Here is a 26,035-nt window from a genome sequence, read left to right as displayed (position 1 = left end):
TTGCGGAACTGGTCGTTGTCCCTTACGGTGATCTGGAATCGGTTCCCGACGGGTGCCGGTGCAGCACAGAACTCAAAGAGGAGAAATCACATGGGCATGTCACAGCGGTATCGCCTGCTGGCTCCCGTCGGTCTGCTGGCAGTCGGTGCGATCGCGCTCGCGGGCTGTGCCGAGGGCGACTCGGGCGGATCCGGCAGTGGCTCGGAGGGCACCACGACGGTTCGCATCTCCGGCGGCATCACCGGTAGCGAGGCCGACCTGCTGAACCAGTCCTTCGACCAGTTCACGAAGGACACGGGCATCAAGGTCGAGTACACCGGCGACAAGAGCTTCGAGGGCAACATCGTGACGAAGGTCACCGGTGGCGACGCCCCCGACATCGCGATCGTCCCCCAGCCCGGTCTTCTGCAGACCCTCGTCGGCACGGGTGACGTCCAGAAGGCTTCGGACGCGGTCTCGGCCAACGTCGACAAGTACTGGGGCAAGGACTGGAAGTCCTACGGCACCGTGGACGGCGACTTCTACGCCGCCCCGATGCTCGCCAACGTCAAGGGCTACGTCTGGTACTCGCCGGCGAAGTTCAAGGAGTGGGGCGTTTCGATCCCCAAGACCTACGACGAACTGCTCGCCCTGACCAAGACCATCCAGGAGAAGACGGGCGCCGCTCCCTGGTGCGCCGGCTTCGCCTCGGGCGATGCGTCGGGTTGGCCCGGCACCGACTGGATCGAGGACCTCGTCCTGCGTCAGTCCGGCCCCGAGGTCTACGACCAGTGGGTCGCCAACGAGGTCAAGTTCACCGACCCGCAGATCAAGCAGGCCTTCGACGCCGTGGGGGAGATCCTCCTGAACCCGGCGTACGTCAACGCCGGCTTCGGTGACGTCAAGAGCATCAACTCGGTGGCCTTCGCCGACGTCGCAGCCAAGGTCGCCGACGGCAGCTGCCCGATGACGCACCAGGCCTCGTTCCTGTCGTCGAACTTCCTCACGGTGAAGAACGCCTCCGGCGGCGAGGTCAAGGTCGCACCCGACGGTGACGTCTACGCGTTCCTGCTTCCGGGCATCAAGGAGGGCGAGCAGTCGGTCGAGGGTGGCGGCGAGTTCGTCGCGACGTTCTCCGACGACGCGAACGTGCAGAAGGTCGCGGAGTTCATGTCGAGCCCCGAGTTCGCCGACGCCCGCGTCAAGCTCGGCGGTGTGATCTCCGCCAACAAGGGCGCCGACCCGTCGCTGGCATCCAGCGAGTTCCTGCAGGAGGCCATGAAGGTCGTGCAGAACCCCGACACCACGCTCCGCTTCGACGCGTCCGACCTCATGCCGGCGACCGTCGGTGCCGGTTCGTTCTGGAAGGGCATGGTGAGCTGGATCGACGGCACGCCGACCGACACGGTGCTCAGCGACATCCAGGCCGGTTACAACAACTGACCCCGACCGCAAGATCGGTGGGCCGTCCGCTTCGGCGGGCGGCCCACCGGTACCGTAAGCCCACACGGCGCCGCTGCGCGGCCCGTCCATCGATGAGCACGACGGCGTGTTCGGGAGGGAAGTCATGACACAGATCAGGCAGGCGGAGAGGCCCTCAGCGGCGTCTCCCCGACACGACACGCCGGATGCCGAGACGGCATCCCGCAATCTCGCACGGAGGCACCGGACGACCGTCACGGTCGTGGTCATCGCGCTCATCGCGGTGGTGGCGCTGTTCCTGTTCATGGTCACGCGGGCACCGTCCGAGACCAAGCCCACCACCATCGGGTTCTCGCTGAACAGCTTCTTCAAGACGCTCGGCGAGATGAACCCGCTCGTGCAGATCCCGCTCGTGCTGCTCGTGTTCGGCGCCGTGGTGGGGCTGCTGCTCCTGCTCATCGAGTACGCGCCGCGGTCGGGCAAGCGCTACTTCTGGATCCGCCTGGTCGCGTGCTTCGCGATCCCGGTGATCGCCTTCATGCTGCTGCGTCCCTACCAGAACGCGGTCATCTACGTCCTCGCGATCGCGGTGATCCTGGGCGGCATCCTGTTCTACGCCGACTACCGATCGCGTCAGGGCGCCGGCTACCTCTTCCAGCTCATCCTGTTCGCCGCCCCGGCCGCGATCCTCCTGCTGATGGGCCTGGTCTACCCGGCCCTGTCCACTCTGGTGCAGTCGTTCCTCGACAAGACGGGCCAGAACTTCGTCGGTTTCGACAACTACATCTGGACCTTCACCAACCCCGAGGGCTTCTGGTCGGTCATCAACACCCTCATCTGGGTGCTCCTGGCCCCCACCTTCGCCACCGCGATCGGTCTGGCGTACGCCGTCTTCATCGACCGCGCCGCGGGGGAGCGGTTCCTCAAGGTCCTCATCTTCATGCCCTTCGCGATCTCGTTCGTCGGCGCCGGCATCATCTGGAAGTTCGTGTACGACTTCCGCCAGGGCGACCAGATCGGCATCCTGAATGCGATCGTGACCTCGCTCGGCGGTCAGCCGGTCTCGTGGCTCTCGGCGACGCCGCTGATCAACACGCTGCTCCTCGTCGTCGTGTTCATCTGGAGCCAGACCGGACTCGCCATGGTGATCCTGTCCGCCGCGATCAAGGCGGTGCCGCCGGAGCAGATGGAAGCCGCCGAACTCGACGGGGCGAACGCCTGGGAGCGGTTCATCAACGTCACCGTCCCCGGCATCCGTTCGTCGCTGATCGTCGTGCTCACCACGATCGCCATCGGCGCACTGAAGATCTACGACATCGTCGCGGTCATGACCGGTGGGCGCAACGACTCCACCGTGCTCGCCTTCGAGATGGTCAACCAGCAGCAGCGGTTCCAGAGCTACGGGCACTCCGCGGCGCTGGCCGTGGTGCTGTTCCTGTTCGTCCTGCCGCTGATCATCTTCAACGTGCGTCAGATCCGGAAGCAGAGGGAAGTGCGATGACCACCTCCACCGTGGTGCTCGAGCCCACCGACGACAAGCGCTCGGCGCGTCAGGTCGCCCGCGACACGCGCAAGCACGAGGCGATGGCGCGCAAGCGTCTCACCTCGAAGGGAGCCACGATCGCGGCCGTCGCGATCGCGTTCTTCTGGACCATCCCCACGTTCGGCCTCCTGGTCACGTCGTTCCGTCCCGGTTCCGACACGCAGTCGACCGGATGGTGGACCGTCTTCATCGACCCGGCGTTCACGCTCGAGAACTACCGTCTCGCGCTGACCTCGGGCGGGACGGCGCTGACGTTGGCCGCATCGTTCGTGAACTCGCTGGCCATCACGATCCCGGTCGTGCTGTTCGCGTTGGCGATCGCCTCGCTCATCGCGTACGCGTTCGCCTGGATCGACTTCAAGGGTCGGAACTTCTTCTTCATCTTCATCTTCGCGCTCCAGATCGTGCCGCTGCAGATGGCCCTCGTGCCGCTGCTCAGCCTGTTCTCGCGCGGTCTGACGATCAACGACGTGACGATCTTCCCGGGCCTGGAGCTCCGCGGCGTGGAGCACAGCTTCGCGACCGTGTGGATCGCGCACGTCATCTTCGCGATGCCGTTGGCGATTTTCCTGCTGCACAACTTCATCGCGGAGATCCCGCACGAGGTGATCGAGGCGGCGCGCGTCGACGGTGCCGGGCACGGCCAGGTGTTCTTCCGCCTGATCCTCCCGCTCGCGGCTCCCGCGCTGGCATCCTTCGCGGTGCTGGAGTTCATCTGGGTGTGGAACGACCTGCTCGTGGCCACGATCTTCGCGCCATCGTCGTCGCTACCGCTGACGCAGTCGTTGAACTCGCTGTCGGGCACGTGGGGCGACCAGTGGTTCCTTCAGTCGGCCGGAACGTTCATCTCGATCCTCGTGCCGTTGATCGTGTTCTTCCTGCTGCAGCGGTTCTTCGTCCGCGGCCTGCTGGCGGGCGCGACCAAGGGCTGAGACCCGCACGAACCACGAAGGACGTGGCATCCGTCGATCGGATGCCACGTCCTTCGTGCGTGGGGCGTGGGGGCGTGTGGGTGTCGGGGCGTGAGGGCGTGGGAGTGCGCGGGCGTGGGAGTGCGCGGGCGTGGGAGTGTCTGTGCGATAAACGGCATCCACGACGAGAAACGCGGGGACAGCGCGTTTCTCGTCGTGGATCGCGTTTATCGGGAGGGGTGGGGCGCCGGGGCAGCCGGGGCCGGGGCGCCGGGGCGCCGGGGAGCCGGGGCCGCCGGGGCGGCCGGGGCGCAGGGGCGGCCGGGGCGCAGGGGCGGCCGGGGCGCCGGGGCCGCCGGGGCCGCCGGGGCGGCCGGGGCGGCCGGGGCGGCCGGGGCGCAGGGGGAGGGGGCGTCAGCCGGTGCAGGACAGGCGGGACTGGATGTCGCGCATCGCGTCGATCTCGGCGGACTGGCCCGTGATGATCGCTTGCGCCACGTCCTTCACCCGCGGGTCGCTGCCGAGCTCGATGACGGCCTCGGCCATGGGGATCGCGCCCTCGTGATGCCGGATCATGAGGCCGAGGAAGAGGCAGTCGGCCGGCTGTCCCTCGAGGGAACGGAGCTGGTCGAGTTCGGCCTCGCTCGCCATCCCCATCTGGGAGAGGAGCTCGTCCTGCGAGAGCGCCGACGTGTCGCCGTGGCTGTGTGCGCCGGACGGGGCCATCCATTGCATCAACGGCTGGGAGGACGCCTGCGGCAGCCCCCACTGCACGAGCCACCCGAACATCTCGCCGCGCTGACCCGCCTGGGTGGTGGCGATGTCGTAGGAGAGCGTGCGCAGCTCATCGTCGGAGGTCTTGCGGTAGATCTCCATCGCCATGAGCACGGCCTGCGTGTGATGGACCTGCATGTCCCGCGCGAAGCCGGCGTCCGCGGACGTCGTCGACGGGGTTGCGGGGGCGGCGGTCGCCCCGAACGCGGTGAAGCGTCCCACGGCGAACGCGACCGCCAGCAGCGCGACCACGGCCAGCGCGACGACGATGCGCCGCGCGGCCGGCCGGGCCGCGGTGTCGTCGTCGGTCACGTCACGCCTTGCCGGGGCCGTCGATGGCGCCCGAGCAGGCGGCGTTGGGCTCGGGGGCGTTCTGGCTGCGCCAGTACTCGGTGAAGAACTCGCCGATGCGGGGATCCGTGGGATCGTCGACCTTCAGCTGGTGGTTCCACGCGCTCACCGCGACGGGGGTGTCCATGCCCGGGTAGGGCGAGAGGATCGCGTAGCTGGAGGGCATGACGGCCTTCAGCGCGTCGATGCCGGCCGCGTCGACGCGCTCGGGGTCGTAGGTGATCCAGATCGCCCCGTGCTCGAGCGAGTGCACCGCGTTCTCGTTCTGCTGCGGCTCGGTGTACACGCCGCAGTTCAGCCAGTAGGGGTTGTGCGGCCCGCCGGCCGGGGGTGTCTGCTCGTACGTGACCGCCCCCTGGACGTGGTCGGAGCGGTTCTGGAACGTCTCCACGCCCTCGATCTCGCGACCCGTGGTGTTGCCCGCCTGATAGCTGGGGGCCGGGGCGGGGGCGAGGGCGAAGGATGCCACGACGACGGCGACCACGGCGAGAGCGGCGGTCGATCCCACGACCCACCAGACGAGCTTGCTGCGCTTGCGGCGCGCGATCTGCTTCTGGTACTCCGCGAGCTTCTCCTGTCGTTTCTGCTCGCGTTGCTGCTTCACGGTCAGGTTGATGTCGGCCTGCGTCGCGGGGTTGCCGCTCGTGCGCTTGTCGGGGGAGGGGCTCATGCGGTCTGTGCTGTCTCTCTCTGGGGCGGGAGGCTCGGCGCGGGCCGATTCCGCCCAGCCTATGCGGATGAATGCGGTGGTGGCCTGGGAGGAACCCGCGAGGGGGATGGTGGAGACCCCGGGCCGCGCGATAGTATGACGATGTCGAATCGATTCGAGGTTCGACGATCCCCCCGAATTCACAGCCCGGCTTCGTCCGGGCCGTCCGTGTTGCGAAAAGAACTGACTGACTGACGTGCTCGATACCGCCTCCCAGCCCGTGATCCCCCCGACCGCCCGCGCCGAGTCCTCGGCCACGGGCGCCATCCGCGCGCTCGGAAGCAATCCGGCGACCGCGCCGATCGTGCTGCACCCCGGTGACAGCATCTCCGCGCGACGTCGTGTCCTCTACATCGTCCTGCTGGGCGCGTTGACGGCTCTCGGTCCGTTCACGATCGACCTGTACCTCCCCGCCTTCCCCGTGCTCGAGGCCGACTTCCAGACCTCGGCCGCCGCGATCCAGCTGACCCTCACGGGCACCATGATCGGCTTCGCGCTGGGCCAGCTCATCGTCGGACCGCTCAGCGACAAGGTCGGTCGTCGCATCCCGCTGCTGGCGGTCACGGCTCTGCACGTCGCGGCGAGCGTGTTCGCCGCTCTCGCCCCGACCCTCGGGACGCTGTCGATCGCGCGCGTGCTCATGGGGGCCGGGGCCGCGGCGGGCGGCGTCGTGGCCGCCGCCATCGTCCGCGACCTGTTCGGCGGTCGCCGCCTGGTCGTGATGCTCTCGCGCCTCGCCCTGGTCTCGGGCGTCGCGCCGGTGCTCGCTCCGCTCGCGGGGTCGCTGCTGCTGTCGGTCATGCCCTGGCGGGGCATCTTCTGGGTGCTCGCCGCCTACGGCACGGTCATGCTCGTCTCGGCGATCGTCTTCCTTCCCGAGACGCTGCCCGCCGCCCGTCGTGGGGGCAAGGGCGCGACCACCGTCTGGCAGCGGTACGCGAGCGTCTTCCGCGACCGGGTGTTCATCGGCGTCCTCGTCATCGGGGCGATGACGTTCAGCGGCCTGTTCTCCTACCTGTCGGCGTCCTCGTTCCTCTTCCAGCAGAGCTACGGCTTCGACGCGCAGCAGTACGGCGTGCTGTTCGCCGCGAACTCCGTGGGCCTGGTCATCGGCGTGCAGATCGCCTCGCGCCTCGCCGCGCGGTTCGGCCCCCAGTGGGTGCTGGCTTTCTCGACCGCCTCGCTCGTGCTGTGGGGCGTGGTGATCGTCGTCTTCGACCAGCTCGGTTTCGGCCTCTGGGGCACGATCATCCCGCTGTTCCTGTTCATGACCTCGTGCGGCTTCACGTTCCCGTGCGCACAGGTGCTCGCCCTCGATCGGCACGGCAAGGCCGCGGGCACGGCGCAGTCGATCATCGGTGCGGCGAACTTCGGCATCGCCGGCGTGATCTCTCCCGTCGTGGGCCTGCTCGCGACCGGATCGGGGATCACCGCGACGACCATGGCATCCGTCATGGTGGGCTGCGCGATCCTCGGTGTGCTGTCGCTGTGGCTGCTGGTGCGTCCGCGCACCGTCGAGCGCCTCGCCCCGTGAGGGCCGAACAGTAGCAGAGGGCGAAGCGCCGGACCGGGTGGTGCCGGGAGACCCGGCGGACCGGCATCATGGGGCGATGGACCTGGATGCCGCGCCCCCGCCGTTCGTGACGGTGCGCTCCGAGCGCGTCCGCGCCGTCCTCGGCCTGGTGCTGATCGCGCTGGCGTGCGGGTTGGGGGCCTGGGTCTTCTTCCGCGGGCCGAGCCCGTTCGCGATCGACGTGTGGTGGAACCAGCTGTTCGCCTCGGCGCCGATCCAGCCGTTGCTGACGATCGCCCTGGTCATGAACCAGATCGGCGGGTACGTCACCGCGATCCTCATCGTCCCGCTCGGGGGCGCGCTCGCGCTGTTCCTCACCGGTCGGCGCTGGACGGCGGTGTACTTCCTGGCCGCGTCGGCGGGCAGCGCCCTGCTCGTGCAGGTGCTCAAGCACACGTTCGGCCGCGCGCGACCCGAGGACATCCTCGTGCTCGCCGACTACGGCTCCTTCCCCTCCGGCCACACCGCGAACGCCGCGACGATCGCGGTCGTCGCCGCGATCGTGTTCCCGACCCTGTGGGTGCGGATCGTCGGTGGTGCGTGGATCGTGCTGATGGCGTTCAGCCGCACGTACCTGCACGCGCACTGGCTCTCCGACACGGTCGGGGGTGCGCTGCTCGGCGCGGGTGCAGCCCTCGTGCTCGCGGTGGTGTTCTCCCGTCTCCGGGCCCGCGACGACGATTGGGCGACGCTCCGACGCAACCGTCGGATCCCGGATGCCGCGTCCTCCGCACCGTCCTAGGCTGACGGCATGAGCGACACAGCGCCGTCCGTTCCCGGTCCCGCCGACGACCCCGAGGTCGCCCGACTGCGCGCCGAAGCCGAGGCGGCGGAGGCCGAGCTCCGCCTGGCGCGGGCCCGCGCCGATCTCGCGGCGGCGGAGGCGGCGGCCGCGAAGGCCCGCGCAGCCGCAGCCGGAGATGCCGGGGATGCCACGATCGCCGAGCCGACGCCGGTTGCCGACCCGGCGCCGGCCGCCGCTCCCGCACCGGCCCCTGCTGCCGAGGCCCCGGCGCCGACCGTGCCGCTGACCGAAGCGCAGGTCGCCACGGTCGCCGCGGGATACGCGGGTACCGGCGCGGCCCTCGACCTCGGGGTCCTCGTCAACGGCGGGCCCGTGGCATCCGTCCCCGTCCGGATCCCGCTCGCGATGACCAACCGGCACGGGCTCGTGGCCGGTGCCACGGGAACCGGGAAGACCCGCACGCTGCAACTGCTCGCCGAGCAGCTGTCGGCGAACGGTGTGCCCGTGTTCGCCGCCGACATCAAGGGCGACCTGTCCGGCGTGGCCGCTCCCGGCGCCTCGAGCGAGAAGCTGCTCGCCCGTACGAGTGCGCTCGGGCAGGAGTGGACGCCGCGGGCGTACCCGACCGAGTTCTACGCCCTCGGTGACGACGCGGCATCCGGGATCCCGGTCCGCGCGACCGTGTCGGGGTTCGGGCCGTTGCTGCTCAGCCGCGTCCTGGGCCTGAACGCGACACAGGAATCGAGCCTCGGTCTGGTGTTCCACTACGCCGACGAGAAGGGGCTCGCGCTCGTCGACCTGTCCGACCTGCGCGCGGTGCTGACGTTCCTCACCAGCGACGAGGGCAAGAGCGAGCTGAAGGACCTCGGCGGCCTGTCGGGGGCGACCGCGGGGGTCATCCTGCGCGAACTCGTCGCGTTCTCGGCCGCGGGCGCCGACTCGTTCTTCGGCGAGCCCGAGCTCGACGTGACCGCGTTCCTGCGCACGACCGCCGAGGGCGAGGGCGTCGTGAGCCTCCTCGAAGTGCCGAACGTCGCGTCACGGCCCGAGCTGTACTCGACGTTCCTGATGTACCTGCTCGCGGAGCTCTACGAGGTGCTGCCCGAGGTCGGCGACCTCGACAAGCCGAAGCTCGTGTTCTTCTTCGACGAGGCGCACCTGCTCTTCCGCGAGGCGTCCAAGGCGTTCTTGTCCGCGATCACGCAGACGGTCCGCCTGATCCGCTCCAAGGGCGTCGGTGTCTTCTTCGTGACGCAGACACCGAAGGACGTGCCCGGCGACGTGCTCGCGCAGCTCGGATCGCGCGTCCAGCACGCCCTCCGTGCTTTCACGCCCGACGATGCGGCGGCGCTGCGCGCGTCGGTGCGGACGTATCCGGCGTCGGGCTACGACCTCGAACGGGTGCTGCAGGAGCTCGGGACGGGGGAGGCGATCGTGACCGTCATGGACGAACGCGGCACCCCGACCCCCGTCGCCTGGACGAGACTGTTCGCGCCGCGCGCCTCGATGTCGCCGATCCCCGCCGCCGACCTCGCCGCCGCCGTCTCGGCATCCCCCCTCTTCGCGCAGTACGGGACTCCGATCGACCGCGAGTCGGCCCGGGAGATCCTCGCGGCGCGCATGCAGGCGGCGACAGAGGCGCGCGAAGCCGCCGAGCGGGCGAAGCAGGCGGCCGCGGACGAAGCCGCGTACGCGAAGCAGCAGGCCGCGATCGAGAAGGCGCACGCGGAGGCCCAGAAGAAGGCGCAACGCGAGTACGACCGGTTGCTGAAGGGCACCGCGGCTCCGCGCGCACGTTCCAGCGCGCCGACCACGCCGCTCGACGACGTGCTGGGGCGCGGAGCGACGAAGACGATCCTCACCGGCGTCATCCGGGGCCTGTTCGGCACCGGCCGTCGCCGCTGAACCTCGCGGGGGTCACATCCGACGGACTTCCAACGGCATCGTTGAGGTGTCGATGAGCGGGTCCTCGTCCTGACGGGCGACGACGGCCTCCGCTTCGGCGGGCGTCTCGACCGCGGGCACCGAGCCCAGGAGCGGCCGACGTGCCGTCTCGCGCATCGCGAAGAGCGCGACGAGTCCGAGGGCGGCGAAGAACATGATGTAGAACGCCGGCATGAGGGTGTTGCCCGTCCATTCGATCAGCGCCTGACTGAACAGCGGCGTCGTCCCGCCGAACAGCGACACCGCGATGTTGTAGGCCACGGCCATCGCACCGAACCGCGACGCGGTCGGGAACAGGGCGGGGAGAGCGGATGCCGAGATCGCGACGTAGAACGCCACCGGCACCGCCGCGAGGGCCAGGGCGATCATGACCGCCCACAGCTCGCCGATCTGCATGATGAGGAACGCGGGGACGAGCAGCACGATCGCGGAGCTCGCCGCGATCGCGTAGACCGGCTTCCGGCCGATCCGATCACTGAGCCTGCCGATGAGAGGCAGGGCGGCCGACATCACCAGGAGCACGGGAACCGTGGCCACGGCCGCACCGAGGTTGGAGATGCCCACCTCGGTCTCGAGGTACGTGGGCATGTAGCTGGTGAGCGCGTATCCGGCGGTGTTCGTCGCCGCGACCAGCGCGATGCCGATGAGGAGCGCGCGCCAGTGGTGGCGGACGATGCCCGCGAGTCCCTGACGGGCCATCGGGTCGTCGGAGCCGGTCTCCTGCGCGGCCTCGACCGCGTGGGTCTGTTCGAACGACGGCGTCTCGGGGATGCGGAGGCGGAAGTAGATCGCCACGATGCCGAGCGGGATCGCCAGGAGGAACGGGATGCGCCACCCGTAGTCGACCATGGCGTTCTCGCCCGAGATCGCCGTGGTGATCGCGGTCGTCGCGGCCACCGCGGAGGCGCCCGCCGCGAAACCGACGTACGAGCCCACGTCGAGCCACGACGACCAGAAGCCCCGGGTGCGATCGGGCGAGAACTCCGAGACGTAGGTCGTCGCGCCGGCGTACTCACCACCGGTCGAGAAGCCCTGCACCATCTTGAGCAGGTACAGCGGCACGATCGCCCACAGGCCGATCGCGGAGGAAGTGGGCAGGATGCCGATGAGCGCGGTGGCCGTGGCCATCATCGCCATCGTGAGGAACAGCACCTTCTGCCGCCCGATTCGATCGCCGAGGGGACCGAGCACGAAGCCGCCGAACGGGCGGACGAGGAACGAGATCGCGAAGCCGAGCAGGGTCACCAGCAGGCCCCACGGCTCGGGCAGGTCGGAGGTGAACACCACCGCCAACGTCACCGCCAGGTAGCCGTAGATGCCGAAGTCGAACCACTCCATGAAGTTGCCGACGACGGTGCCGCCGATGGCGGTGCGCACGCGCTTCTTGTCGACGACGATGACGTCGTCGACCTCGAGTCGGGGGGATCCGGATGCCGCGGGGGGATGCTGGCTCATGCTTCCACCCTTACCCCGATCGGCGTGCGTTTTCCAGCCGACGGGGTGCGCGGGGCGGATCTGCTATCCGGCGGCCCGCGCCTCAGGAGAACGACAGGACGTTGTCGCCCCACGCGCGGCGCAGCTCGCCGTCGAGGTCCGACACGACGACATCGTGGCGGTCGATCACGAGTGTCGCGCGCGCGTCGTCGCCGTCGGCGGTGAACGTCGGCCACGCGGGCGCGTCGGGCGCCGACGGCGCATCGCCGCGGGCGAACGCCGTCCACCGCGCCTGCATCCGCGCCGAGATGAGTTCGGCGACGCGGCGACCGCCGAGACGGAACGTGAGGTCTTTCGGACCGCTCACGAGGTTGCCCCACAGATAGGGCAGCTCGGTGGCGTGCGTGGCGCCGAGGCCGATGAGACGCAGGAACGGCGAGGCATGGTCGAAGCGGTAGAGCCATACCGGTGCGACGGTCGAGTGCCCCTCCGCCAGCCACAGGGTGGGCAGGCGGAAGCCGATGTCGCGGGCCACCCCGAGACCGATCGCGCGGTGCCGGACGTGCTCGTACGCGGTGAGCACCTGCTCACGCGTCGGCAGTTCGACCCCGGTGTTCTCGGCCGCCATGTCGGCGAACATCTGGTCGATCCGGTCACCGGTGATGGGGATCAGCGGCGACTTCATGAACGAGAACAGCGACGCCTCGTCCTTGTTGGTGCCGATCATCAGCGGCACCGGGATGCCGCGGCCGGCCCGGAGCGCGGTGATCGGGGCCTCCGGGAGCAGGATGCCGTCGACGACGGGCGCGAAGGCCAGGGTCCCCGGGTCGGTGGTGGGGACCGCCGCGTACACGGCCTTGCCCGCGGCCACGACCGCCTCCACCGGGGCGGCCTGGAGCGCGGCGGGAGCCCCCGCGTCGTCGGGGTCGATGCCCAACTCGCCGAGGAAGCTGCGCGCCACCTTCTCGGCCCGCGCGGTGCCGTACACGCTCGACGCGGGGGAGGACTGCGCGATCGCGCGGTGGAACAGCCCCCGCGCGGACGGCGTCGCGAGGAGGGTGGTGACCAGCCCGCCGCCCGCCGACTCGCCGAACACCGTGACCCGGTCGGGGTCGCCGCCGAAGGCCGCGACGTTGCGCTGCACCCAGCGCAGCGCGAGCAGCACGTCCTTGAGGGCGAGGTTGCCGTCGAAGCCGGCGTCGGGCAGCGCGCCCGAGAGGTCGAGGAAGCCGAGGGCACCCAGACGGTAGTTCACCGTGACCACGATGACCCCGCCCGTCGACACCATCGACGTGGCGTCGTACAGGGGCTGGCTCGACGATCCGAACGTATACGCGCCGCCGTGCAGCCACACCATGACCGGCCGGCCGGACTCCGAGGCGTCGGCCGGCGCCCACACGTTCAGAGACAGGCAGTCCTCGTCCTCCACGGCCTCGTCGCCGAGCGGAACCGCGGGGTTCAGCGGCTGGGGGCAGACGGAGCCGAAGGAGGTGGCATCCACTTCCCCCTCGGCATCCGGGGCGGGGAGCGGGTCGCGCCAGCGTCGATCGCCGGTGGGCGCGACGGCGAAGCGGATGCCGCGCCAGGAGAGCACCGAACGGTCGAGGAGGCCCCGGAAGGTTCCGGCGGGAGCGGTGACGGTGACGGGAGCGTCCATGGGCTCGACGCTACGCGCGGCGACCGGGACGCGCGCCGGGATGTTCGGTCGACACGACAGAACCCGACCGCCCGGTCTCGTCCGCGACGAGGAAGAGCGCCTCGAGCGCCGCCTCTCCGCCCCGGCCGGTCAGGCGCGCACCGAGCCGGTCGGCGCGCGAGCCCGGCCTCAGTCGCGCCCCCGCGACGGGCGCACCGGGCGAGGTCACCCGGACGCGCAGACGGGGGCCGGCGGCCGTCGCCGCCAGACGTATCTCGACGCGCGCAGCTCTCACCCGCGCGTGCTTGGCGGCGTTGAGCAGCCCCTCGGCGACGACGTCGATCACGTCGCCGGCGAGGGCCGGGTCCGCGCGCAGCGCGTCGGCCGCCTCGTCGGCGACATCGCCGTCGACCGGCATCGCCGTCGCCCACGTCTGCAGCAGGGGAGCGAGCGAGGACGCCCGCTCGGCCGGGGAATCGAACACGCCCCGCACGGCGGTCGCCAGAGGGACGAGCCCGGCCCGGAATCCGGCCACGTCGGCGGGAGAGGCATCCGGATGCCGCAGCGCGAAATGCACCGCTGCGCCCTGCGCGTCGGCATGGACGAGGTCGGCGGCGCGGTGCAGACCCGCCCGGACCCGGCGTGTGCCCAGCTCGTCCGCGCGACCCCGGTCCACGATCGCACTCGACAGTCGTCGACGTTCCACCCGGAGTCGGTGCAGGCCGCTGCGCCCCAGGGCGAGGGCGAGGGAGAGGGCCGGATAGGTCAGCGCGGGTACGGCCGCGAGCGGCAGCGGGACGCCCTGCGACGTCGCGATGGCCGTGAGCGCCAGACCGACCAGCACGGACGACGCGACGAAGACCACGGCGCGTGCCCGCGGGCGACGAAGGAGAGGAGGCACGCGCGGGAGCAGGTCGGCCGCCGACCCGCAGACGAGAGCGCCGACCAGTCCGGTGAGGAGATCGACCGGCACGACGGCGCGCAGCGCGTAGGGAAGGACGGCGAGCCCGTAGACCGCCGCGGCCAGGCCGACGGGCGGCAGGCGCAGCGCGAGCGGCGCGCGGGGGAGCCCGGTGACGTCGACGACGCCGCCGGTCACCGCCGCCCCGGGTGTCGCGGCGGCACGCGCCGACAGGTCGCGGGCGCGGTCGCGGAGATCGGATGCCAGGGCGCGGACGTCGGCGACCGTTTCGAGGCGCGCCGCCTCCAGCGCGTCGGCGACCGCCGCGACCGCGGCCCGGGCCTCGGCGGTGTACGCGCGCACGCGCGCGGCGCCGTCGTCCCACTGGGCGAGCACCTGGGCGAGCAGGGCGTTGGTCTCGCGGGTGGACCGGACGATGTCGACGAGGACGGCGGTCCCCACCAGCGCGATCGTCCACACGAGGAGATTGGTGGCGGCGCGCAGCGCACCGTCGCCCGGGGGGAGGACGGGCAGCCCGGCGGCACGCGAGACGGCGTCGAGCAGGAAGGGCCGGGCGAGAGCGGTGGCGGCGAGGGCGAAGACGACCACCGCCGCGCGCGCGCGAGGGCGCCGGAGGGTCCGCTCCGCCCCGGCGATCCCGACCCACACGACGGCGCACACCGCCGCCGTCACCACGGCGACGAGGGCGCGCTCCGCGTCCGACAGCCCCGCGGGCAGCGGGGCCAGGACCGTCAGCGACACCGCGACGATCGTGACGAACGTCCAGCGGGTGACGAAACGGCCGCCCGAGAGCGCGCGGTTCCCCGCGCGCAGCAGCGTCCTCACGCGACGGGGCCGAACTCGGCGAGATAGAGCGCGCTCGCGCGCACGCGCGGGTTCGTCCCCACCGCGCCGAGATCGAGTCGGGCGAAGATGCGGCTCACCGCGCGCTCCACCGCGCGCGTCGTCGTGCCCCGCTCGCGCGCGATCTGCTCGTTCGACCACCCGCGCGCGACGAGGGCGAGCACTTCGATCTGCCGTCGGGTGAGCCCGGCCAGCGGCGAGGTGCGCGGCGATACCGGGGGAGCGGGTGGTGTCGTCGTGCGCAGCGCCGCCTCGATGGCATCCACCACGACATCGGCGGAGCTCACGTCGAGCTTGGACACGAACACGGCGCCCGCCGGGCCGGGGCGCCCGGAGCCGGCGACCGCTCCCGGGAAGCTGCTGAGGAAGACGACCGCGAGGTGCGGGGCGAGACCGGTGAGGATCGTGGCCAGTTCGACGCCCGAGGGGCGCGAACCGAGATCGATGTCGGTCAGCAGCACATCGGGATCGGTTCCGGCGAAGAGGGTCGTCGCCTCGGCGGCGTCGGCGGCGCCGGTGACCTCGAAGCCGCGGTGCGCGAGCATGTCGCACAGCAGGACGCGCATCGCCGGTTGATCTTCCACGACGAGCACGCGACGCACCCACGCGGTCTCCACGCACTCACACTATCCACGTCAAGCCCCCCGCGATGTCGGGGGCCGGGCGTACCTTTTCGGCATGAGCGAGCTGTCCGCCCCCACCGGCCGTGAACCCGCGCTCGTCGCCCAGCCCCGTCCCGACGGGTCGGCGCCGCGTGCCCTCGTCCTCGGCGCCACCGGCTATCTCGGTGGGCGTCTCGTGCCTCGGCTGCTCGCGGCCGGCTACCGGGTGCGGGTGCTCGCCCGTGACGCGCGGCGCGTCGGGGCGTTCCCCTGGGGCCACGACGTCGAGACGATCGAGGGCGACGCGACCGACGCGGCGGCGGTGGCGCGCGCCGTCGAGGCCGTCGACGTCCTGTACTACCTCATCCATTCGATGGGTGGCGGCCGCGACTTCGAGAGCACCGACCGCCGCGCGGCCCGCACGGTCGCCGACGCCGCGGCTGCGGCCTCCGTGTCGCGGATCGTCTACCTCGGCGGTCTCCACCCCGACGACGCCACGCTGTCGGCCCACCTGCGATCGCGTGTCGAGGTGGGCGAGATCCTGCTCGCCAGCGGTGTGCCGACGCTGGTGCTGCAGGCCGGCGTCGTGATCGGCTCGGGCTCGGCGTCGTTCGAGATGGTGCGGCACCTGACCGATGTGCTGCCGTACATGCCGGCACCCAAGTGGGTGCGCAACCGCATCCAGCCGATCGCCGTGCGCGACGTGCTGCACTACCTGCTCGGGGCCGCGCGCATCGCCCCGAACGTCAACCGCGCGGTCGACATCGGCGGCCCCGACGTGTTGCGCTACGGGCAGATGATGAACGGCTACGCCCTCGAGGCGGGTCTGCACCAGCGCGCGATCGCGTCGTTGCCGGTGCTGACGCCCCGGCTGGCCTCGCACTGGGTGAACCTCGTCACCCCGATCCCCAAATCGATCGCCCGGCCGCTCGTGGAGTCGCTGCAGAACGACTGCGTGGTGAAAGACCGGGCGATCGACGATCTCGTGCCGCGCCCCGAAGGCGGGCTGATGCCCTACCGCGAGGCCGTGCGGCGCGCGCTCGGCCGGGTCAACGACGACGCCATCGAGACGAGCTGGCAGGATGCCGAGGTCTCCGGCGCCCCGAGCGACCCGCTGCCGAGCGACCCCGACTGGGCCGGTCGCCTGGTCTACACCGACGAGCGCACGATGCGCACCAGCGCCAGCCCCGCGCAGCTGTGGTCGGTCATCGAGGGCATCGGCGGAGAGAACGGGTGGTACTCCTCGCCGTTGCTGTGGGCGATCCGCGGGTGGATGGATCGCCTCGTCGGCGGCGTGGGCCTCGCCCGCGGACGCCGGAGCCGCAGCGTCGTGACCGTTGGCGACGCACTGGACTTCTGGCGCGTCGAGGCGATCGAGCCGGGGCATCTCCTGCGGCTGCGCGCCGAGATGAAGGTGCCCGGCGGCGCGTGGCTCGAGCTGCGGGCGAGTGCGGACGGTGACGGCGCCCGGTTCGACCAGCGGGCGTTGTTCTTCCCGACCGGCCTCGCGGGGCGTCTGTACTGGCTGTCGGTGCTGCCCTTCCACGGTCTGATCTTCAGCGGCATGGCCCGGCGCATCACCGCCGCCGCCGAACACGTGCAGCGCGACGACCTGGAGCCGAGGGCGAAGGCCGGCCGCATCCCGCCGGAGGTCCCCGAGGTCGAGACGATCCCCTCGGCGGCCGACACGCCCGCCTAGGCTGGGACTGTGCCGTACACCGCCCGCGTGATCACCGTGTCCGACCGCTCCGCCGCCGGTCTCCGCGAGGATCGCGGCGGCCCGCTCGCGGTGTCGCTGCTGCGCGACGCCGGCTTCGACTGTGCCGACGCGGCCGTCGTGCCGGACGGGGCCGACAGCGTCGAGACCGCCCTGCGTGCCGCCCTCGCCGCCGGAGCCGGACTCGTCGTCACCACCGGTGGCACGGGGATCGCGCCCACCGATCGCACCCCCGAGGGCACCGCTCGCGTGATCGACCGCGAGCTTCCCGGCATCGCCGAGGAGCTGCGTCGCCGCGGGCTCGCCGACACCCCGCTCGCGGTGATCTCGCGCGGCCTCGCCGGGATCGCCGACCCCGCGACCCTCGTCGTCAACCTCCCGGGATCCACGCGGGCCGTGGCATCCGGGATCGCCGTCCTCGCGGAGCTCGCCCCGCACGTCCTCGACCAGCTCGCCGGAGGAGACCACTGATGAGTGCCGTCCGCATCGCCCGCCTGTCCGAGGAGCCGCTCGACCTCGACGCTCATCTGCGTGCGGTCGAGGACGACGCCTCGGGCGCCGTCACGACCTTCGTCGGGCGCGTGCGCGACACCGACCCGGATGCCACGGACGCCGTCGTCGCGCTCGAGTACAGCGCTCACCCCGACGCGCCCGCCGCACTCCACCGCATCGCCGAGCAGGCTGCCGCGGGCACCGACGCCATCGTCGCGGTGAGCCACCGCGTGGGGCGGCTGGAGGTCGGGGAGGCCGCCGTGATCATCGCCGTCGCCTCGGGCCATCGCGCGGCGGCGTTCGAGGTGTGCCGCACGGTGATCGAGACGATCAAGACCGACCTGCCCGTGTGGAAGCGTCAGGTCGAGGCCGACGGCACGACCGCGTGGAAAGGCCTGGGCGGCTAGGTATCGGATCTGATACCATATTGACTATGTCGTCGGATCTGCCCACCGGCCTCGAGGAGGTCCTCGACTCCGCCGCGCGGCTGCAGGAGCTGGTTCCGGATGCCGTTCGGGTCGGTGGGTCCGCCGCGGCACTGTACGCCCGCCACCGGATGTCGACCGATCACGACCACGTCCTCGCGGATCTACAGGACCGGTTCGATCTCGTGCTCGACGCGCTGGAGCGGGACGGCGACTTCGTCCTGAACCGCGCCGTGCCGGGGAAGATCATCCTCGGCGAACTGGGGGGTATCGAGGCCGGCGTGCGCCAGCTCATCCGCCGTCGACCGCTCGAGGTCCAGCGCGTCACGCTCCCGTCCGGTGGGGAGATCACGGTGCCGACGCTCGACGAGATCGCCCGCATCAAGGGCTTCCTCATCGTCAAGCGCAATCAGATGCGGGACTACCTCGACGTCGCGGCCCTCTCCGGGGCGTTCGGAGCGGATCACATCGGCGCGGTGCTCGCGGCCATCGACGAGTACTACACCGATCCCTCCCACCCCGAGGACCAGCCGGTGCAGGCGCAGCTGGCGCGTCAACTCGCCGACCCGGCGCCGAAGGACCGTCGCGCGCTCGCCGGTCTGGCTTCGTACAAGGGTCTCGTCCCGCGCTGGCGCGACTGGGAAGACGTCGTCGCCGAATGCCGCGTTCTCGCGGCCCATCTCGTCTGAGGAGAGTCGTGCCGCTGCGTTTCCGGAGCATCGACGCCACCCCTGCCGATCCCGTGGAGTCCTGGGGGTTCGACGGCATGCTCGCCGCGATCGACCGCGGCTACGCGAGCGATTGGCGCAAGCTCATCGACGCCCTCGCCGACGAGCCCGCTCTGCGCGAGATCTACGACGACGCGCGGGACGCCGCCGAGTCGCGAGCCACGGTCGCGCTCATCGACGCGGCGCTGGCGGTCGCGCAGCGCACCGCCGAGCAGGAGGCACTGGAGCGGCTCCGTGCCGCCTTTCGCCAGACCCGGCTCACGCAGGCGGAAGTGGCATCCCGGCTGGGGACGTCTCGTCCGCGGATGACCTCCTACCTGAGCGGTGCGGTCACGCCGTCGATGGACGTCCTCGTCGCGGTGGAAGCCCTCGCGCGCGAACGTCGGGCGCCGTCGCTGGTCGCGCACCTCGAGCTGGTGTAGCGCTCAGCCGCCGGCGAACGGCGGCAGCACGTCGACGTGCGCGACGCCCGCGAGGGGCGCGTCGTCGTCGCGGCGCTCGCCGTCGACGAGCACGGCGCAGCGGTCCAGGATGCCGACGAGCGCGGGGTGGTCCGTGAGCACGGCGGTGCGCAGCGCGAGGAGGGTCGACTCGGCGCGGTCCTCGGCATCCGTCCCCGCGGCCTCGGCGGCGGCGGCGAAGTACCGGACCCGCACGCTCACGCGGGCTCCCCGGCGCGGTGCCAGTCGCCGGACTTGCCCCCGGTCTTGGACACGATCCGCACGTTCTCGATGCTGGTGCCCTTGTCCATACCCTTCACCATGTCGACGATCGCGAGCGCGGCGACCGAGACGCTCGTGAGCGCCTCCATCTCGACGCCGGTGCGGTCGGCGGTGCCGACGGTGGCCTCGATCTCGACGCCGTCGTCGACGATCTCGAGGTCGACCGAGGCGCGGTGCACCCCGATGACATGCGCGAGGGGGAGGAGCGTCGGCGTCGACTTGGCGGCCTGGATGCCGGCGATCCGCGCCACGGCCAGCACATCGCCCTTCGGCGCGGTGCCGCCGCGGAGCGCGGTGACCACCTCGGGGGTGCAGCGCACGAAGCCGCGCGCCGTCGCGGTGCGGACGGTGGGCTGCTTGAGAGTGACGTCGACCATGCGGGCGTGGCCCGCGGCGTCCAGGTGGGTGAAGGTCATGGAATCAGCATGACATCGACGGGGTCGCCGACGGCGACGACCGACACCTCGGCGGGGACGATCGCGAACGCCTCGGCGCGCGCCAGCGACGCCGCGAGGTGCGAGCCGGACCCGCCCGCGGTGGCCGGGCGCACCGTTCCGGCGACGAGATCGACGACCGCCGGGAGGTACTGTCGGCGGCCGGGCGGGGTGCGCCACGACTCGGATGCCGTGAGCCGGGCGTGGCGGCGATCGATCGCCGTGCGGCCCTGGAGGGCGAGGAGTGCCGGGCGCACGAACACCTCGAACGAGACGGCGACGCTGACCGGGTTGCCGGGGAGGCCGAACACGAGCCGACCGTCGTCGACGACGCCGAAGGCCTGCGGCTTGCCGGGCTGCATCGCGACCTTGTCGAACGCGATGCGCTCGGACAGCGCGAGACGCACGGGTTCGTAGGCCCCGGCGCTCACACCGCCGCTGAAAACGACGACGTCGACGTTAGACGCGTGTTCGAGGACGGCCTCGATCGCGCTCGGCTCGTCGGCGACCGAGGCGAGGACGGTGACCTCGGCATCGGCGCCGGTGACGAGAGCGTTCAGGAGCACCCCGTTCGAGTCGGGCGTCTGTCCGCGGCCCGGTGTCGTCCCGGGGGCCACGAGCTCGCTCCCCGTGGACACGACCGCCACGCGCGGACGGCGGCGTACCTCGAGACGATCGACGCCGGCCGCGGCGGCGGCGGCGAGGGCGTACGACCCGAGCCGCTCGCCCGCCGTGAGCACGGCGTCGCCGGTGCGGACGTCACCGCCGCGACGTCGGATGAACGCGCCCGCGGCGGCGGGGGCGTGGAGCACCTCGACGGTGCCGAGGGAGTCGGCGAGGCCGCCGGCGGTGTCCTCGAACGGGACGATGGCGTCAGCGCCCGTCGGCACGGGGGCTCCGGTCATGATCCGCACCGCCTCGCCCGGCCCGAACGCGGGGTCGTCGGCCGACCCGGCCGGCAGATCGGCGACGACGCGCAGCGGCACCGGGCTCTCGGCATCCGCCCCCTCGACGTCGGCGAAGCGGACGGCGAACCCGTCCATCGAGGAGTTGTCGTCGCCGGGGAGGTCGTGCCGGGCGCGGACGTCGGCCGCGAGCGTCCGTCCCGCCGCCTCGTCCAGCCGGACCGTCTCGACGGGCAGGGCGTTCACGGCGGCGAGGATGCGGGCGCGGTGCTCTTCGACGGTCAGCAGCTCAGACACGCGGGGTCCTTCCGGCGAGGGGGATGACGTCCTGGCGGGCGCGCAGCGCGTCGATCACGACGAGACGCCCGAGCAGAGGCTCGCCGGCGCCGGTGATGAGTTTGACCGCCTCGGTCGCGAGCAGGCCCCCGACCTGCACGCACAGCGACCCCAGCACGCCGACCTGCGCGCACGTCGGCGGTTCGCCGACGGACTCGGGCGGGAAGACGTCGCCGAGGGTCACGGGGGCGTGGCCCGCGGGGGGCCGCGACCAGAACACCGTGGCCTGCGCCGACCACTCCTGCACGGCGCCCCACACCAGCGGCATCCCGAGATCGTCGGTCGCGGATGCCACGGCGCTGCGGGTGTCGAACGTGTCGCTGCCGTCGATCACGACGTGCGCGTCGCCGAGGAGGTCGCGGGCGTTGTCCGGGGTGAGGCGCGTCGTCTCCTGCCGCACACGCGTGAGCGGTGAGAGATCGTGGATCGCGCGCGCCGCGGACGCCGTCTTCGGTGCGCCGATGTCGTCCACACGGTGCATCAGCTGCCGCTGCAGGTTCGTGCGCTCGACGACGTCGTCGTCGATCACGATCAGTTCGCCGACGCCCGCGGCGGCCAGGGCCAGCAGCACGGGGGAGCCGAGGCCCCCCGCGCCGACCACGGCGATGCGGGCGGCCGCGAGTCGCCGCTGTCCCTCTTCGCCGATCCCGGCGAGGACGGCGTGACGGGCCGTGCGGATGAGTTCTTCGGGGGCGAGGGCGGCCACCGGGTCGACGAGCGGCCTCATCCGCCGATCGCGCTCATCGTGCGCGCGGGCTGGATGAAGTCGGCACGCGCCAGGCCGACGCGGTCCGAGCCGTGCGCGCGAGGCTTTCGCCACATGGCATCCCGCCAGATCTGCGCCAGCCCTTCGTCGCTCGCGCCGTCGCGCAGCGCCGTGAGCAGGTCGGTCTCCTCATGGGAGAACAGACAGGAGCGGATGCGACCGTCGGCGGTGACGCGTGTGCGCGTGCAGGCGGCGCAGAAGGGCTCGGTGACCGAGGAGATGATGCCGACGTGACCGGCCAGGGTGTCGTCGCCGCGACGACGCACCTCCCAGCGTTCGGCGGGCGCGGCCCCGCGACCGCGGGGGTCGGGCGCGAGATCGAAGACCTCCTCGAGTGCGGCGCGGATCTCGCGCGCCGGCACAACCTGCGTCTCGGTCCAGGAGCGGTCGCCGTCGAGCGGCATGTCCTCGATGAACCGCATCTCGTAGCCGTGGGTCACGGCCCAATCCACGAGCGGAGTCATCTCGGTGTCGTTGATGCCGCGCAGCAGCACCGCGTTGATCTTGATGGGACCGAGGCCCGCGGCCCGGGCGGCGTCGAGCCCGGCCAGGACCTTGTCGAGGTGGGGGCGGCGGGTGAGTTCGGCGAACGTCTCGGGGTGCAGGGTGTCGAGCGAGACGTTCAGACGCGTGAGCCCCGCGTCCTTCAGAGCCTGGGCGCGGCGATCGAGTCCCACCGCGTTGGTGGTCATCGCGATCGGCAGGTCGGGGTGGTCGGCGCGGATCCGCGCGATGACGTCCTCGAGGTCCTTGCGCACGAGCGGCTCGCCGCCCGTCAGGCGCAGCTCCTCGGCGCCGAGCGCGCGGACGGCGACGCGCACGATCCGCGCGATCTCCTCGCCGGTCATGAGCTGCTGCTGCGGCATCCACGGCAGGCCCTCCGCGGGCATGCAGTACGTGCAGCGCAGGTTGCACTTGTCGATCACCGACACGCGCAGGTCGCGGGCCACGCGGCCGAACCGATCGAGCAGCCCGCCCTCGCGGGGCGCCCCGGTCTCGCGCACGGCATCCATGGGTCGAGCCTAGGCGAACGGGGAGTGGGGCGGGCCGCCGCCGGGGCGCTAGCGTCGAGCCATGACCACCACCTTCCGGATCGCGCAGGCCGCGGGGCTGCTCGGCGTCAGCGACGACACCGTGCGGCGCTGGATCGACCAGGGCCTCTTGCCCACGACGGGGGCGTCGCCGGTCGAGATCCCGGGTGCGGCGCTCGCGGAGCGCGCCGTCGCGCTCGCCGCCGAACCCGACGATCCGACCGGGGTCGCGTCGAGCGCGCGCAATCGCTTCGTCGGCATCGTGACGCGGGTGCGCATCGACGGCGTCATGGCGCAGGTCGACCTGCAGTGCGGTCCGCACCGGGTCGTGTCGCTCATGTCGGCGGAGGCCGCCGAAGAGCTCGCGCTCGAGCCGGGTGCGCTCGCCGTGGCATCCGTGAAGGCGACGGTGGTCACGGTCGAGACTCCGCGCTAGCGCCCCCATTCCGTCCCATGATCCGCAGATGCGGAATACTGGATGCCGCGGGCACTCGGCTCCGCGGAAAGGACCCCCGATGCGTCGTCCCCTCGCTGTGCTCGCACTCCTGTCCACCCTGACCCTGGCCGCGGCCGGGTGCGCCTCGTCCGCGCCGACCCCCGCGGCATCCGAGGACCCCGTCTCGGGAAGCATCGAGGTCTACGCCGCGGCGTCGCTGCAGCGCTCGTTCGACGAGATCGCCACCGCGTTCGAGGCCGCGCATCCCGGTGTCACCGTGCAGGCCGTGTACGACGGATCGAGCACGCTGGCCACCCAGATCGGCGAGGGCGCGCCCGCGGACGTGTTCGCGTCGGCCGACGAGAAGAACATGGCGAAGGTGGCCGCGCAGGCACCGGACCCGCGGATCTTCGCGGGGAACACCCTCGTCATCGCGGTACCCGCCGGTGATCCCGGAAAGGTTCGGGGGCTCGCCGATCTCGCCCGGGTGACCACCGTGCTGTGCGCCCCCGAGGTCCCGTGCGGCGCGGCATCGGCGACGCTCCTGTCGAACGCGGGTGTCTCCGTGACCCCCGCCAGCTCCGAGCAGAACGTCACCGCGGTGCTGACCAAGGTCGCCGCGGGGGAGGCGGATGCCGGGCTCGTCTACGCCACCGACGCGGTGGGTCGCGACGACGTGGAGTCGGTCGTCCCCGCCGGCGCCGACGCGGTGGTCAACCGCTACCCGATCGCGGCGCTCACGGACGCTCCGAATCCGACCGCGGCCGCCGCGTTCGTCGCCTTCGTGCTGTCGGCGGACGGGCAGAAGATCCTCGCCGACGCAGGGTTCCGGGCTCCGTGAGAGGGGCGGGCTACGTTCCCCGCTGGCTGATCGTGCCGGCGGTGATCGGGTTGCTCTTCCTCCTCGTGCCGCTCACCGCGCTCGTCGCGCGGGTGGAGTGGTCCACGCTCCTCACCGACGTCACCTCGCCCGCGGCGCTGCAGGCGCTCGGCCTGTCGCTGGCGACCGGCGCGGCGGCCACCGCGGCCTGCGCGGTGGCCGGCATCCCCCTGGCCCTGGTGATCGCGCGCGCCTCGCCGCGGACCGCGGCGCTGCTCCGCGCGCTCGTGACGGTTCCGCTCGTGCTCCCGCCGATGGTCGGCGGCGTCGCGCTGCTGTACCTCTTCGGCCGCAACGGCTGGTTGGGCGGTCTCGGTCTGCCGTTCACGACGGCCGCCGTCGTGCTGGCGCAGGTCTTCGTGGCGCTGCCGTTCCTCGTCCTCGCCGTGGAAGGGGCGCTGCGCAGCACCGGCGTCGATCTCGAACGGACCGCGGCCTCCCTCGGAGCCGGCCGGGCGACCATCCTCCGCCGCATCACCCTGCCGCTCGCCGCGCCCGGCATCGTCGCCGGCGTCGTGCTGTGCTTCGCCCGCGCGATCGGCGAGTTCGGCGCCACTGCGCTGTTCGCCGGCAACCGGCCCGGCGTCACGCAGACGATGCCGCTCGCCATCTACACGGCGTTCAACGGCGGCGGCGTCGCGCAGGGCACGGCCGTGGCGCTGGCTCTGCTCCTCCTGGTGACGGCGATCGCGGTGCTGCTGCTCGTCCGCGGGTGGCGACCGGCCGTGGGGGCGGCGTGAGCGCGGCGCTGTCGGCGCACATCGTCGTGCGGCGACGGGCGTTCCTCGTGGACGTCGCGTTCGATCTCGCCCCGGGCGAGACGCTCGCGATCATGGGTCGCAGCGGCGCGGGGAAATCCACCGTGCTCGAGGCCCTAGCGGGACTCCAGCCGCTCGACGGCGGTGAGATCTCGCTCGACGGTCGGGTGATCGACCGCGCCGCGCGCCCGCGCGTGCGCACCGATCCGATGCACCGCGGTCTCGTGCTGCTGGGCCAGGACGCACGGCTCTTCCCCCATCTCTCGTTGCGGGAGAACGTGGCCTTCGGCCCCCGCGCTGCCGGCGTCGACGCCATCGACGCCCGATCCGAGGCCGACGCGTGGCTCCGGCGCGTGGGGCTCCCGGGGGTCGGCGACCGTCGCCCGTCCGAGCTCTCCGGTGGTGAGCAGCAGCGTGTGGCGGTGGCCCGCGCGCTCGCCGCCCGGCCCCGCGCGGTCCTGCTGGACGAGCCTCTCGTCGCGTTGGATGCCGTGACCGCGGCCGAGATCCGCGCGATGCTGCGCGAGGCGTTGGACGGCGTGACGGCCGTCGCCGTGACCCACGACGCCGTCGACGCCGCGGTCCTCGCGGACCGTCTGCTGATCGTCGAGGCGGGCAGGGCGACGCAGCTCGGACCCGTGCGCGAGGTGCTCGAGGCGCCGGCGACCGATCTGGCCGCCCGCATCGCCGGGCTCGAACGGATCGTCGGCGTCGCGTCGCGCGGTCACTGGCAGTCGGACGGGTGGTGTCTGCGATCGACCGAGCCGTTCGACGGCCGCGACGGCTCCGCGCTCGCGGCGGTCTTCCGAGCGGCGCACGTGCGGCTCGGCGACGGTCCGAACGGGTGGGATGCGGTCGTGCGGCACCACGAGGCGACGGCGACGGGCGTTCGCGTCGTCACCGACCGCGGAGCGGCGGAGGTTCCGACCGCCGACGCGGCGCGGCTCCGGCCGGGCGCACACGTCCGGCTGTCCGTCGAGCCCGGGCACGTGCGGTTCGTCGCGGCATCCTGAACCG

Annotated in this window: 26 protein-coding genes; 15 read left to right on the top strand and 11 right to left on the bottom strand. The window is 72.0% G+C overall.

Annotation, left to right across the window (positions count from 1 at the left end):
* The first annotated feature begins 90 nt into the window (after positions 1-90).
* From BGO45_RS06020 to BGO45_RS06010, 3 genes are all read left to right on the top strand, one after another.
* Positions 91-1,422 (top strand): extracellular solute-binding protein, encoded by a 1,332-nt coding sequence (locus BGO45_RS06020; RefSeq protein ID WP_292691793.1) that lies wholly within the window; start codon positions 91-93, stop codon positions 1,420-1,422.
* A 283-nt stretch (positions 1,423-1,705) separates the two neighbouring features.
* Positions 1,706-2,902: a carbohydrate ABC transporter permease gene (locus BGO45_RS06015; protein ID WP_292692891.1), complete on the top strand. Its 1,197-nt coding sequence runs from the start codon at positions 1,706-1,708 to the stop codon at positions 2,900-2,902.
* A complete protein-coding gene (locus BGO45_RS06010; RefSeq protein WP_076494525.1) occupies positions 2,899-3,876 on the top strand; it encodes a carbohydrate ABC transporter permease in 978 nt (325 codons plus the stop codon). Before BGO45_RS06015 ends, BGO45_RS06010 begins: the two co-directional genes overlap by 4 nt.
* A 393-nt stretch (positions 3,877-4,269) precedes the next feature.
* Here BGO45_RS06010 and BGO45_RS06005 read toward each other — a convergent pair whose 3' ends face one another.
* Both BGO45_RS06005 and BGO45_RS06000 read right to left on the bottom strand, forming a co-directional pair.
* On the bottom strand, positions 4,270-4,941 hold the full coding sequence (locus BGO45_RS06005) for a DUF305 domain-containing protein (RefSeq protein ID WP_292691790.1): 672 nt from the start codon (positions 4,939-4,941) through the stop codon (positions 4,270-4,272).
* Between the two features lies 1 nt (position 4,942).
* Entirely contained in the window at positions 4,943-5,650 is a 708-nt protein-coding gene (locus BGO45_RS06000; protein WP_292691787.1) for a DUF3105 domain-containing protein, read from the bottom strand.
* A gap of 235 nt (positions 5,651-5,885) precedes the next feature.
* Here BGO45_RS06000 and BGO45_RS05995 point away from each other — a divergent pair, with 235 nt between their 5' ends.
* The 3 genes from BGO45_RS05995 (at position 5,886) to BGO45_RS05985 (ending at position 9,912) form a co-directional block, all read left to right on the top strand.
* Positions 5,886-7,223 carry a multidrug effflux MFS transporter gene (locus tag BGO45_RS05995; protein ID WP_083696733.1) on the top strand — a complete coding sequence of 446 codons (1,338 nt, stop codon included), beginning with the start codon at positions 5,886-5,888 and terminating at the stop codon, positions 7,221-7,223.
* Between the two features lie 76 nt (positions 7,224-7,299).
* A complete protein-coding gene (locus BGO45_RS05990) occupies positions 7,300-8,004 on the top strand; it encodes a phosphatase PAP2 family protein (RefSeq protein ID WP_292691784.1) in 705 nt (234 codons plus the stop codon).
* A gap of 9 nt (positions 8,005-8,013) precedes the next feature.
* On the top strand, positions 8,014-9,912 hold the full coding sequence (locus BGO45_RS05985; RefSeq protein ID WP_292691782.1) for a helicase HerA-like domain-containing protein: 1,899 nt from the start codon (positions 8,014-8,016) through the stop codon (positions 9,910-9,912).
* A gap of 12 nt (positions 9,913-9,924) precedes the next feature.
* On the opposite strand, the gene BGO45_RS05980 is transcribed toward BGO45_RS05985, so the two are convergent.
* The 4 genes from BGO45_RS05980 to BGO45_RS05965 all read right to left on the bottom strand — a co-directional run bounded on the left by BGO45_RS05980 (position 9,925) and on the right by BGO45_RS05965 (position 15,403).
* Positions 9,925-11,406 carry an MFS transporter gene (locus BGO45_RS05980; protein ID WP_292691780.1) on the bottom strand — a complete coding sequence of 494 codons (1,482 nt, stop codon included), beginning with the start codon at positions 11,404-11,406 and terminating at the stop codon, positions 9,925-9,927.
* 82 nt (positions 11,407-11,488) lie between these two features.
* Positions 11,489-13,042: a carboxylesterase/lipase family protein gene (locus BGO45_RS05975; protein ID WP_292691779.1), complete on the bottom strand. Its 1,554-nt coding sequence runs from the start codon at positions 13,040-13,042 to the stop codon at positions 11,489-11,491.
* A gap of 10 nt (positions 13,043-13,052) precedes the next feature.
* On the bottom strand, positions 13,053-14,768 hold the full coding sequence (locus BGO45_RS05970) for a hypothetical protein (RefSeq protein WP_292691777.1): 1,716 nt from the start codon (positions 14,766-14,768) through the stop codon (positions 13,053-13,055).
* Complete coding sequence (locus BGO45_RS05965) at positions 14,765-15,403, bottom strand: response regulator (RefSeq protein ID WP_292691775.1); 639 nt, start codon at positions 15,401-15,403, stop codon at positions 14,765-14,767. Before BGO45_RS05965 ends, BGO45_RS05970 begins: the two co-directional genes overlap by 4 nt.
* A gap of 61 nt (positions 15,404-15,464) precedes the next feature.
* Between BGO45_RS05965 and BGO45_RS05960 the strand changes: the two genes are divergently transcribed.
* Genes BGO45_RS05960 through BGO45_RS05940 form a run of 5 tightly spaced genes read left to right on the top strand, consistent with a single transcriptional unit; the run spans position 15,465 to position 19,172 of the window.
* Positions 15,465-17,087 (top strand): SDR family oxidoreductase, encoded by a 1,623-nt coding sequence (locus tag BGO45_RS05960; protein ID WP_292691774.1) that lies wholly within the window; start codon positions 15,465-15,467, stop codon positions 17,085-17,087.
* 9 nt (positions 17,088-17,096) lie between these two features.
* Positions 17,097-17,576 carry a MogA/MoaB family molybdenum cofactor biosynthesis protein gene (locus BGO45_RS05955; protein ID WP_292691772.1) on the top strand — a complete coding sequence of 160 codons (480 nt, stop codon included), beginning with the start codon at positions 17,097-17,099 and terminating at the stop codon, positions 17,574-17,576.
* The gene (locus tag BGO45_RS05950; protein WP_292691770.1) at positions 17,576-18,004 is read left to right on the top strand and encodes a molybdenum cofactor biosynthesis protein MoaE; all 429 of its coding nucleotides are present in this window, start codon (positions 17,576-17,578) and stop codon (positions 18,002-18,004) included. Before BGO45_RS05955 ends, BGO45_RS05950 begins: the two co-directional genes overlap by 1 nt.
* Before the next feature lie 26 nt (positions 18,005-18,030).
* Positions 18,031-18,711 (top strand): hypothetical protein, encoded by a 681-nt coding sequence (locus BGO45_RS05945; RefSeq protein ID WP_292691768.1) that lies wholly within the window; start codon positions 18,031-18,033, stop codon positions 18,709-18,711.
* 8 nt (positions 18,712-18,719) lie between these two features.
* Positions 18,720-19,172: a helix-turn-helix transcriptional regulator gene (locus BGO45_RS05940; protein WP_292691766.1), complete on the top strand. Its 453-nt coding sequence runs from the start codon at positions 18,720-18,722 to the stop codon at positions 19,170-19,172.
* 3 nt (positions 19,173-19,175) lie between these two features.
* On the opposite strand, the gene BGO45_RS05935 is transcribed toward BGO45_RS05940, so the two are convergent.
* The 5 genes from BGO45_RS05935 to moaA are packed head-to-tail and all read right to left on the bottom strand — an operon-like array spanning position 19,176 to position 22,926.
* Positions 19,176-19,412 (bottom strand): MoaD/ThiS family protein, encoded by a 237-nt coding sequence (locus BGO45_RS05935; RefSeq protein WP_292691764.1) that lies wholly within the window; start codon positions 19,410-19,412, stop codon positions 19,176-19,178.
* A complete protein-coding gene (gene moaC, locus BGO45_RS05930; protein ID WP_292691762.1) occupies positions 19,409-19,888 on the bottom strand; it encodes a cyclic pyranopterin monophosphate synthase MoaC in 480 nt (159 codons plus the stop codon). Before moaC ends, BGO45_RS05935 begins: the two co-directional genes overlap by 4 nt.
* On the bottom strand, positions 19,885-21,108 hold the full coding sequence (gene glp, locus BGO45_RS05925) for a gephyrin-like molybdotransferase Glp (RefSeq protein ID WP_292691760.1): 1,224 nt from the start codon (positions 21,106-21,108) through the stop codon (positions 19,885-19,887). The genes moaC and glp overlap by 4 nt, the downstream gene beginning before the upstream one ends.
* Positions 21,101-21,874, bottom strand: a complete 774-nt coding sequence (locus tag BGO45_RS05920; RefSeq protein WP_292691759.1) for a HesA/MoeB/ThiF family protein — start codon at positions 21,872-21,874, stop codon at positions 21,101-21,103. The genes glp and BGO45_RS05920 overlap by 8 nt, the downstream gene beginning before the upstream one ends.
* Entirely contained in the window at positions 21,871-22,926 is a 1,056-nt protein-coding gene (gene moaA / locus BGO45_RS05915) for a GTP 3',8-cyclase MoaA (protein WP_292691757.1), read from the bottom strand. Before moaA ends, BGO45_RS05920 begins: the two co-directional genes overlap by 4 nt.
* A gap of 61 nt (positions 22,927-22,987) precedes the next feature.
* Here moaA and BGO45_RS05910 point away from each other — a divergent pair, with 61 nt between their 5' ends.
* The 4 genes from BGO45_RS05910 (at position 22,988) to BGO45_RS05895 (ending at position 26,031) form a co-directional block, all read left to right on the top strand.
* A complete protein-coding gene (locus BGO45_RS05910; protein ID WP_292691755.1) occupies positions 22,988-23,380 on the top strand; it encodes a molybdopterin-binding protein in 393 nt (130 codons plus the stop codon).
* A gap of 79 nt (positions 23,381-23,459) precedes the next feature.
* Positions 23,460-24,221 carry a molybdate ABC transporter substrate-binding protein gene (modA, locus tag BGO45_RS05905; protein ID WP_292691753.1) on the top strand — a complete coding sequence of 254 codons (762 nt, stop codon included), beginning with the start codon at positions 23,460-23,462 and terminating at the stop codon, positions 24,219-24,221.
* On the top strand, positions 24,218-25,000 hold the full coding sequence (gene modB / locus BGO45_RS05900; protein WP_292691751.1) for a molybdate ABC transporter permease subunit: 783 nt from the start codon (positions 24,218-24,220) through the stop codon (positions 24,998-25,000). Before modA ends, modB begins: the two co-directional genes overlap by 4 nt.
* Positions 24,997-26,031 (top strand): ABC transporter ATP-binding protein, encoded by a 1,035-nt coding sequence (locus tag BGO45_RS05895; RefSeq protein WP_292691749.1) that lies wholly within the window; start codon positions 24,997-24,999, stop codon positions 26,029-26,031. Before modB ends, BGO45_RS05895 begins: the two co-directional genes overlap by 4 nt.
* Positions 26,032-26,035: the final 4 nt, after the last annotated feature.

The sequence above is a fragment of the Microbacterium sp. 71-36 genome, from assembly GCF_001898305.1.
Taxonomy (GTDB): domain Bacteria; phylum Actinomycetota; class Actinomycetes; order Actinomycetales; family Microbacteriaceae; genus Microbacterium.
The sequence above is the reverse complement of the archived record's forward strand: the minus strand, read 5'-3'. Positions and strand labels throughout refer to the sequence as shown.

Bases quoted from the DNA above. Each gene is read 5' to 3' on its own strand.
- BGO45_RS05980 (WP_292691780.1), bottom strand. From the start codon at position 11,406: ATGAGCCAGCATCCCCCCGCGGCATCCGGATCCCCCCGACTCGAGGTC.
- BGO45_RS06015 (WP_292692891.1), top strand. From the start codon at position 1,706: ATGGTCACGCGGGCACCGTCCGAGACCAAGCCCACCACCATCGGGTTC.
- BGO45_RS05950 (WP_292691770.1), top strand. From the start codon at position 17,576: ATGAGTGCCGTCCGCATCGCCCGCCTGTCCGAGGAGCCGCTCGACCTC.
- BGO45_RS05910 (WP_292691755.1), top strand. From the start codon at position 22,988: ATGACCACCACCTTCCGGATCGCGCAGGCCGCGGGGCTGCTCGGCGTC.
- BGO45_RS05990 (WP_292691784.1), top strand. From the start codon at position 7,300: ATGGACCTGGATGCCGCGCCCCCGCCGTTCGTGACGGTGCGCTCCGAG.
- BGO45_RS06010 (WP_076494525.1), top strand. From the start codon at position 2,899: ATGACCACCTCCACCGTGGTGCTCGAGCCCACCGACGACAAGCGCTCG.
- moaC (WP_292691762.1), bottom strand. From the start codon at position 19,888: ATGACCTTCACCCACCTGGACGCCGCGGGCCACGCCCGCATGGTCGAC.
- modA (WP_292691753.1), top strand. From the start codon at position 23,460: ATGCGTCGTCCCCTCGCTGTGCTCGCACTCCTGTCCACCCTGACCCTG.
- BGO45_RS06020 (WP_292691793.1), top strand. From the start codon at position 91: ATGGGCATGTCACAGCGGTATCGCCTGCTGGCTCCCGTCGGTCTGCTG.
- BGO45_RS05975 (WP_292691779.1), bottom strand. From the start codon at position 13,042: ATGGACGCTCCCGTCACCGTCACCGCTCCCGCCGGAACCTTCCGGGGC.
- BGO45_RS05985 (WP_292691782.1), top strand. From the start codon at position 8,014: ATGAGCGACACAGCGCCGTCCGTTCCCGGTCCCGCCGACGACCCCGAG.
- BGO45_RS05945 (WP_292691768.1), top strand. From the start codon at position 18,031: ATGTCGTCGGATCTGCCCACCGGCCTCGAGGAGGTCCTCGACTCCGCC.
- BGO45_RS06000 (WP_292691787.1), bottom strand. From the start codon at position 5,650: ATGAGCCCCTCCCCCGACAAGCGCACGAGCGGCAACCCCGCGACGCAG.
- BGO45_RS05920 (WP_292691759.1), bottom strand. From the start codon at position 21,874: ATGAGGCCGCTCGTCGACCCGGTGGCCGCCCTCGCCCCCGAAGAACTC.
- moaA (WP_292691757.1), bottom strand. From the start codon at position 22,926: ATGGATGCCGTGCGCGAGACCGGGGCGCCCCGCGAGGGCGGGCTGCTC.
- BGO45_RS05960 (WP_292691774.1), top strand. From the start codon at position 15,465: ATGAGCGAGCTGTCCGCCCCCACCGGCCGTGAACCCGCGCTCGTCGCC.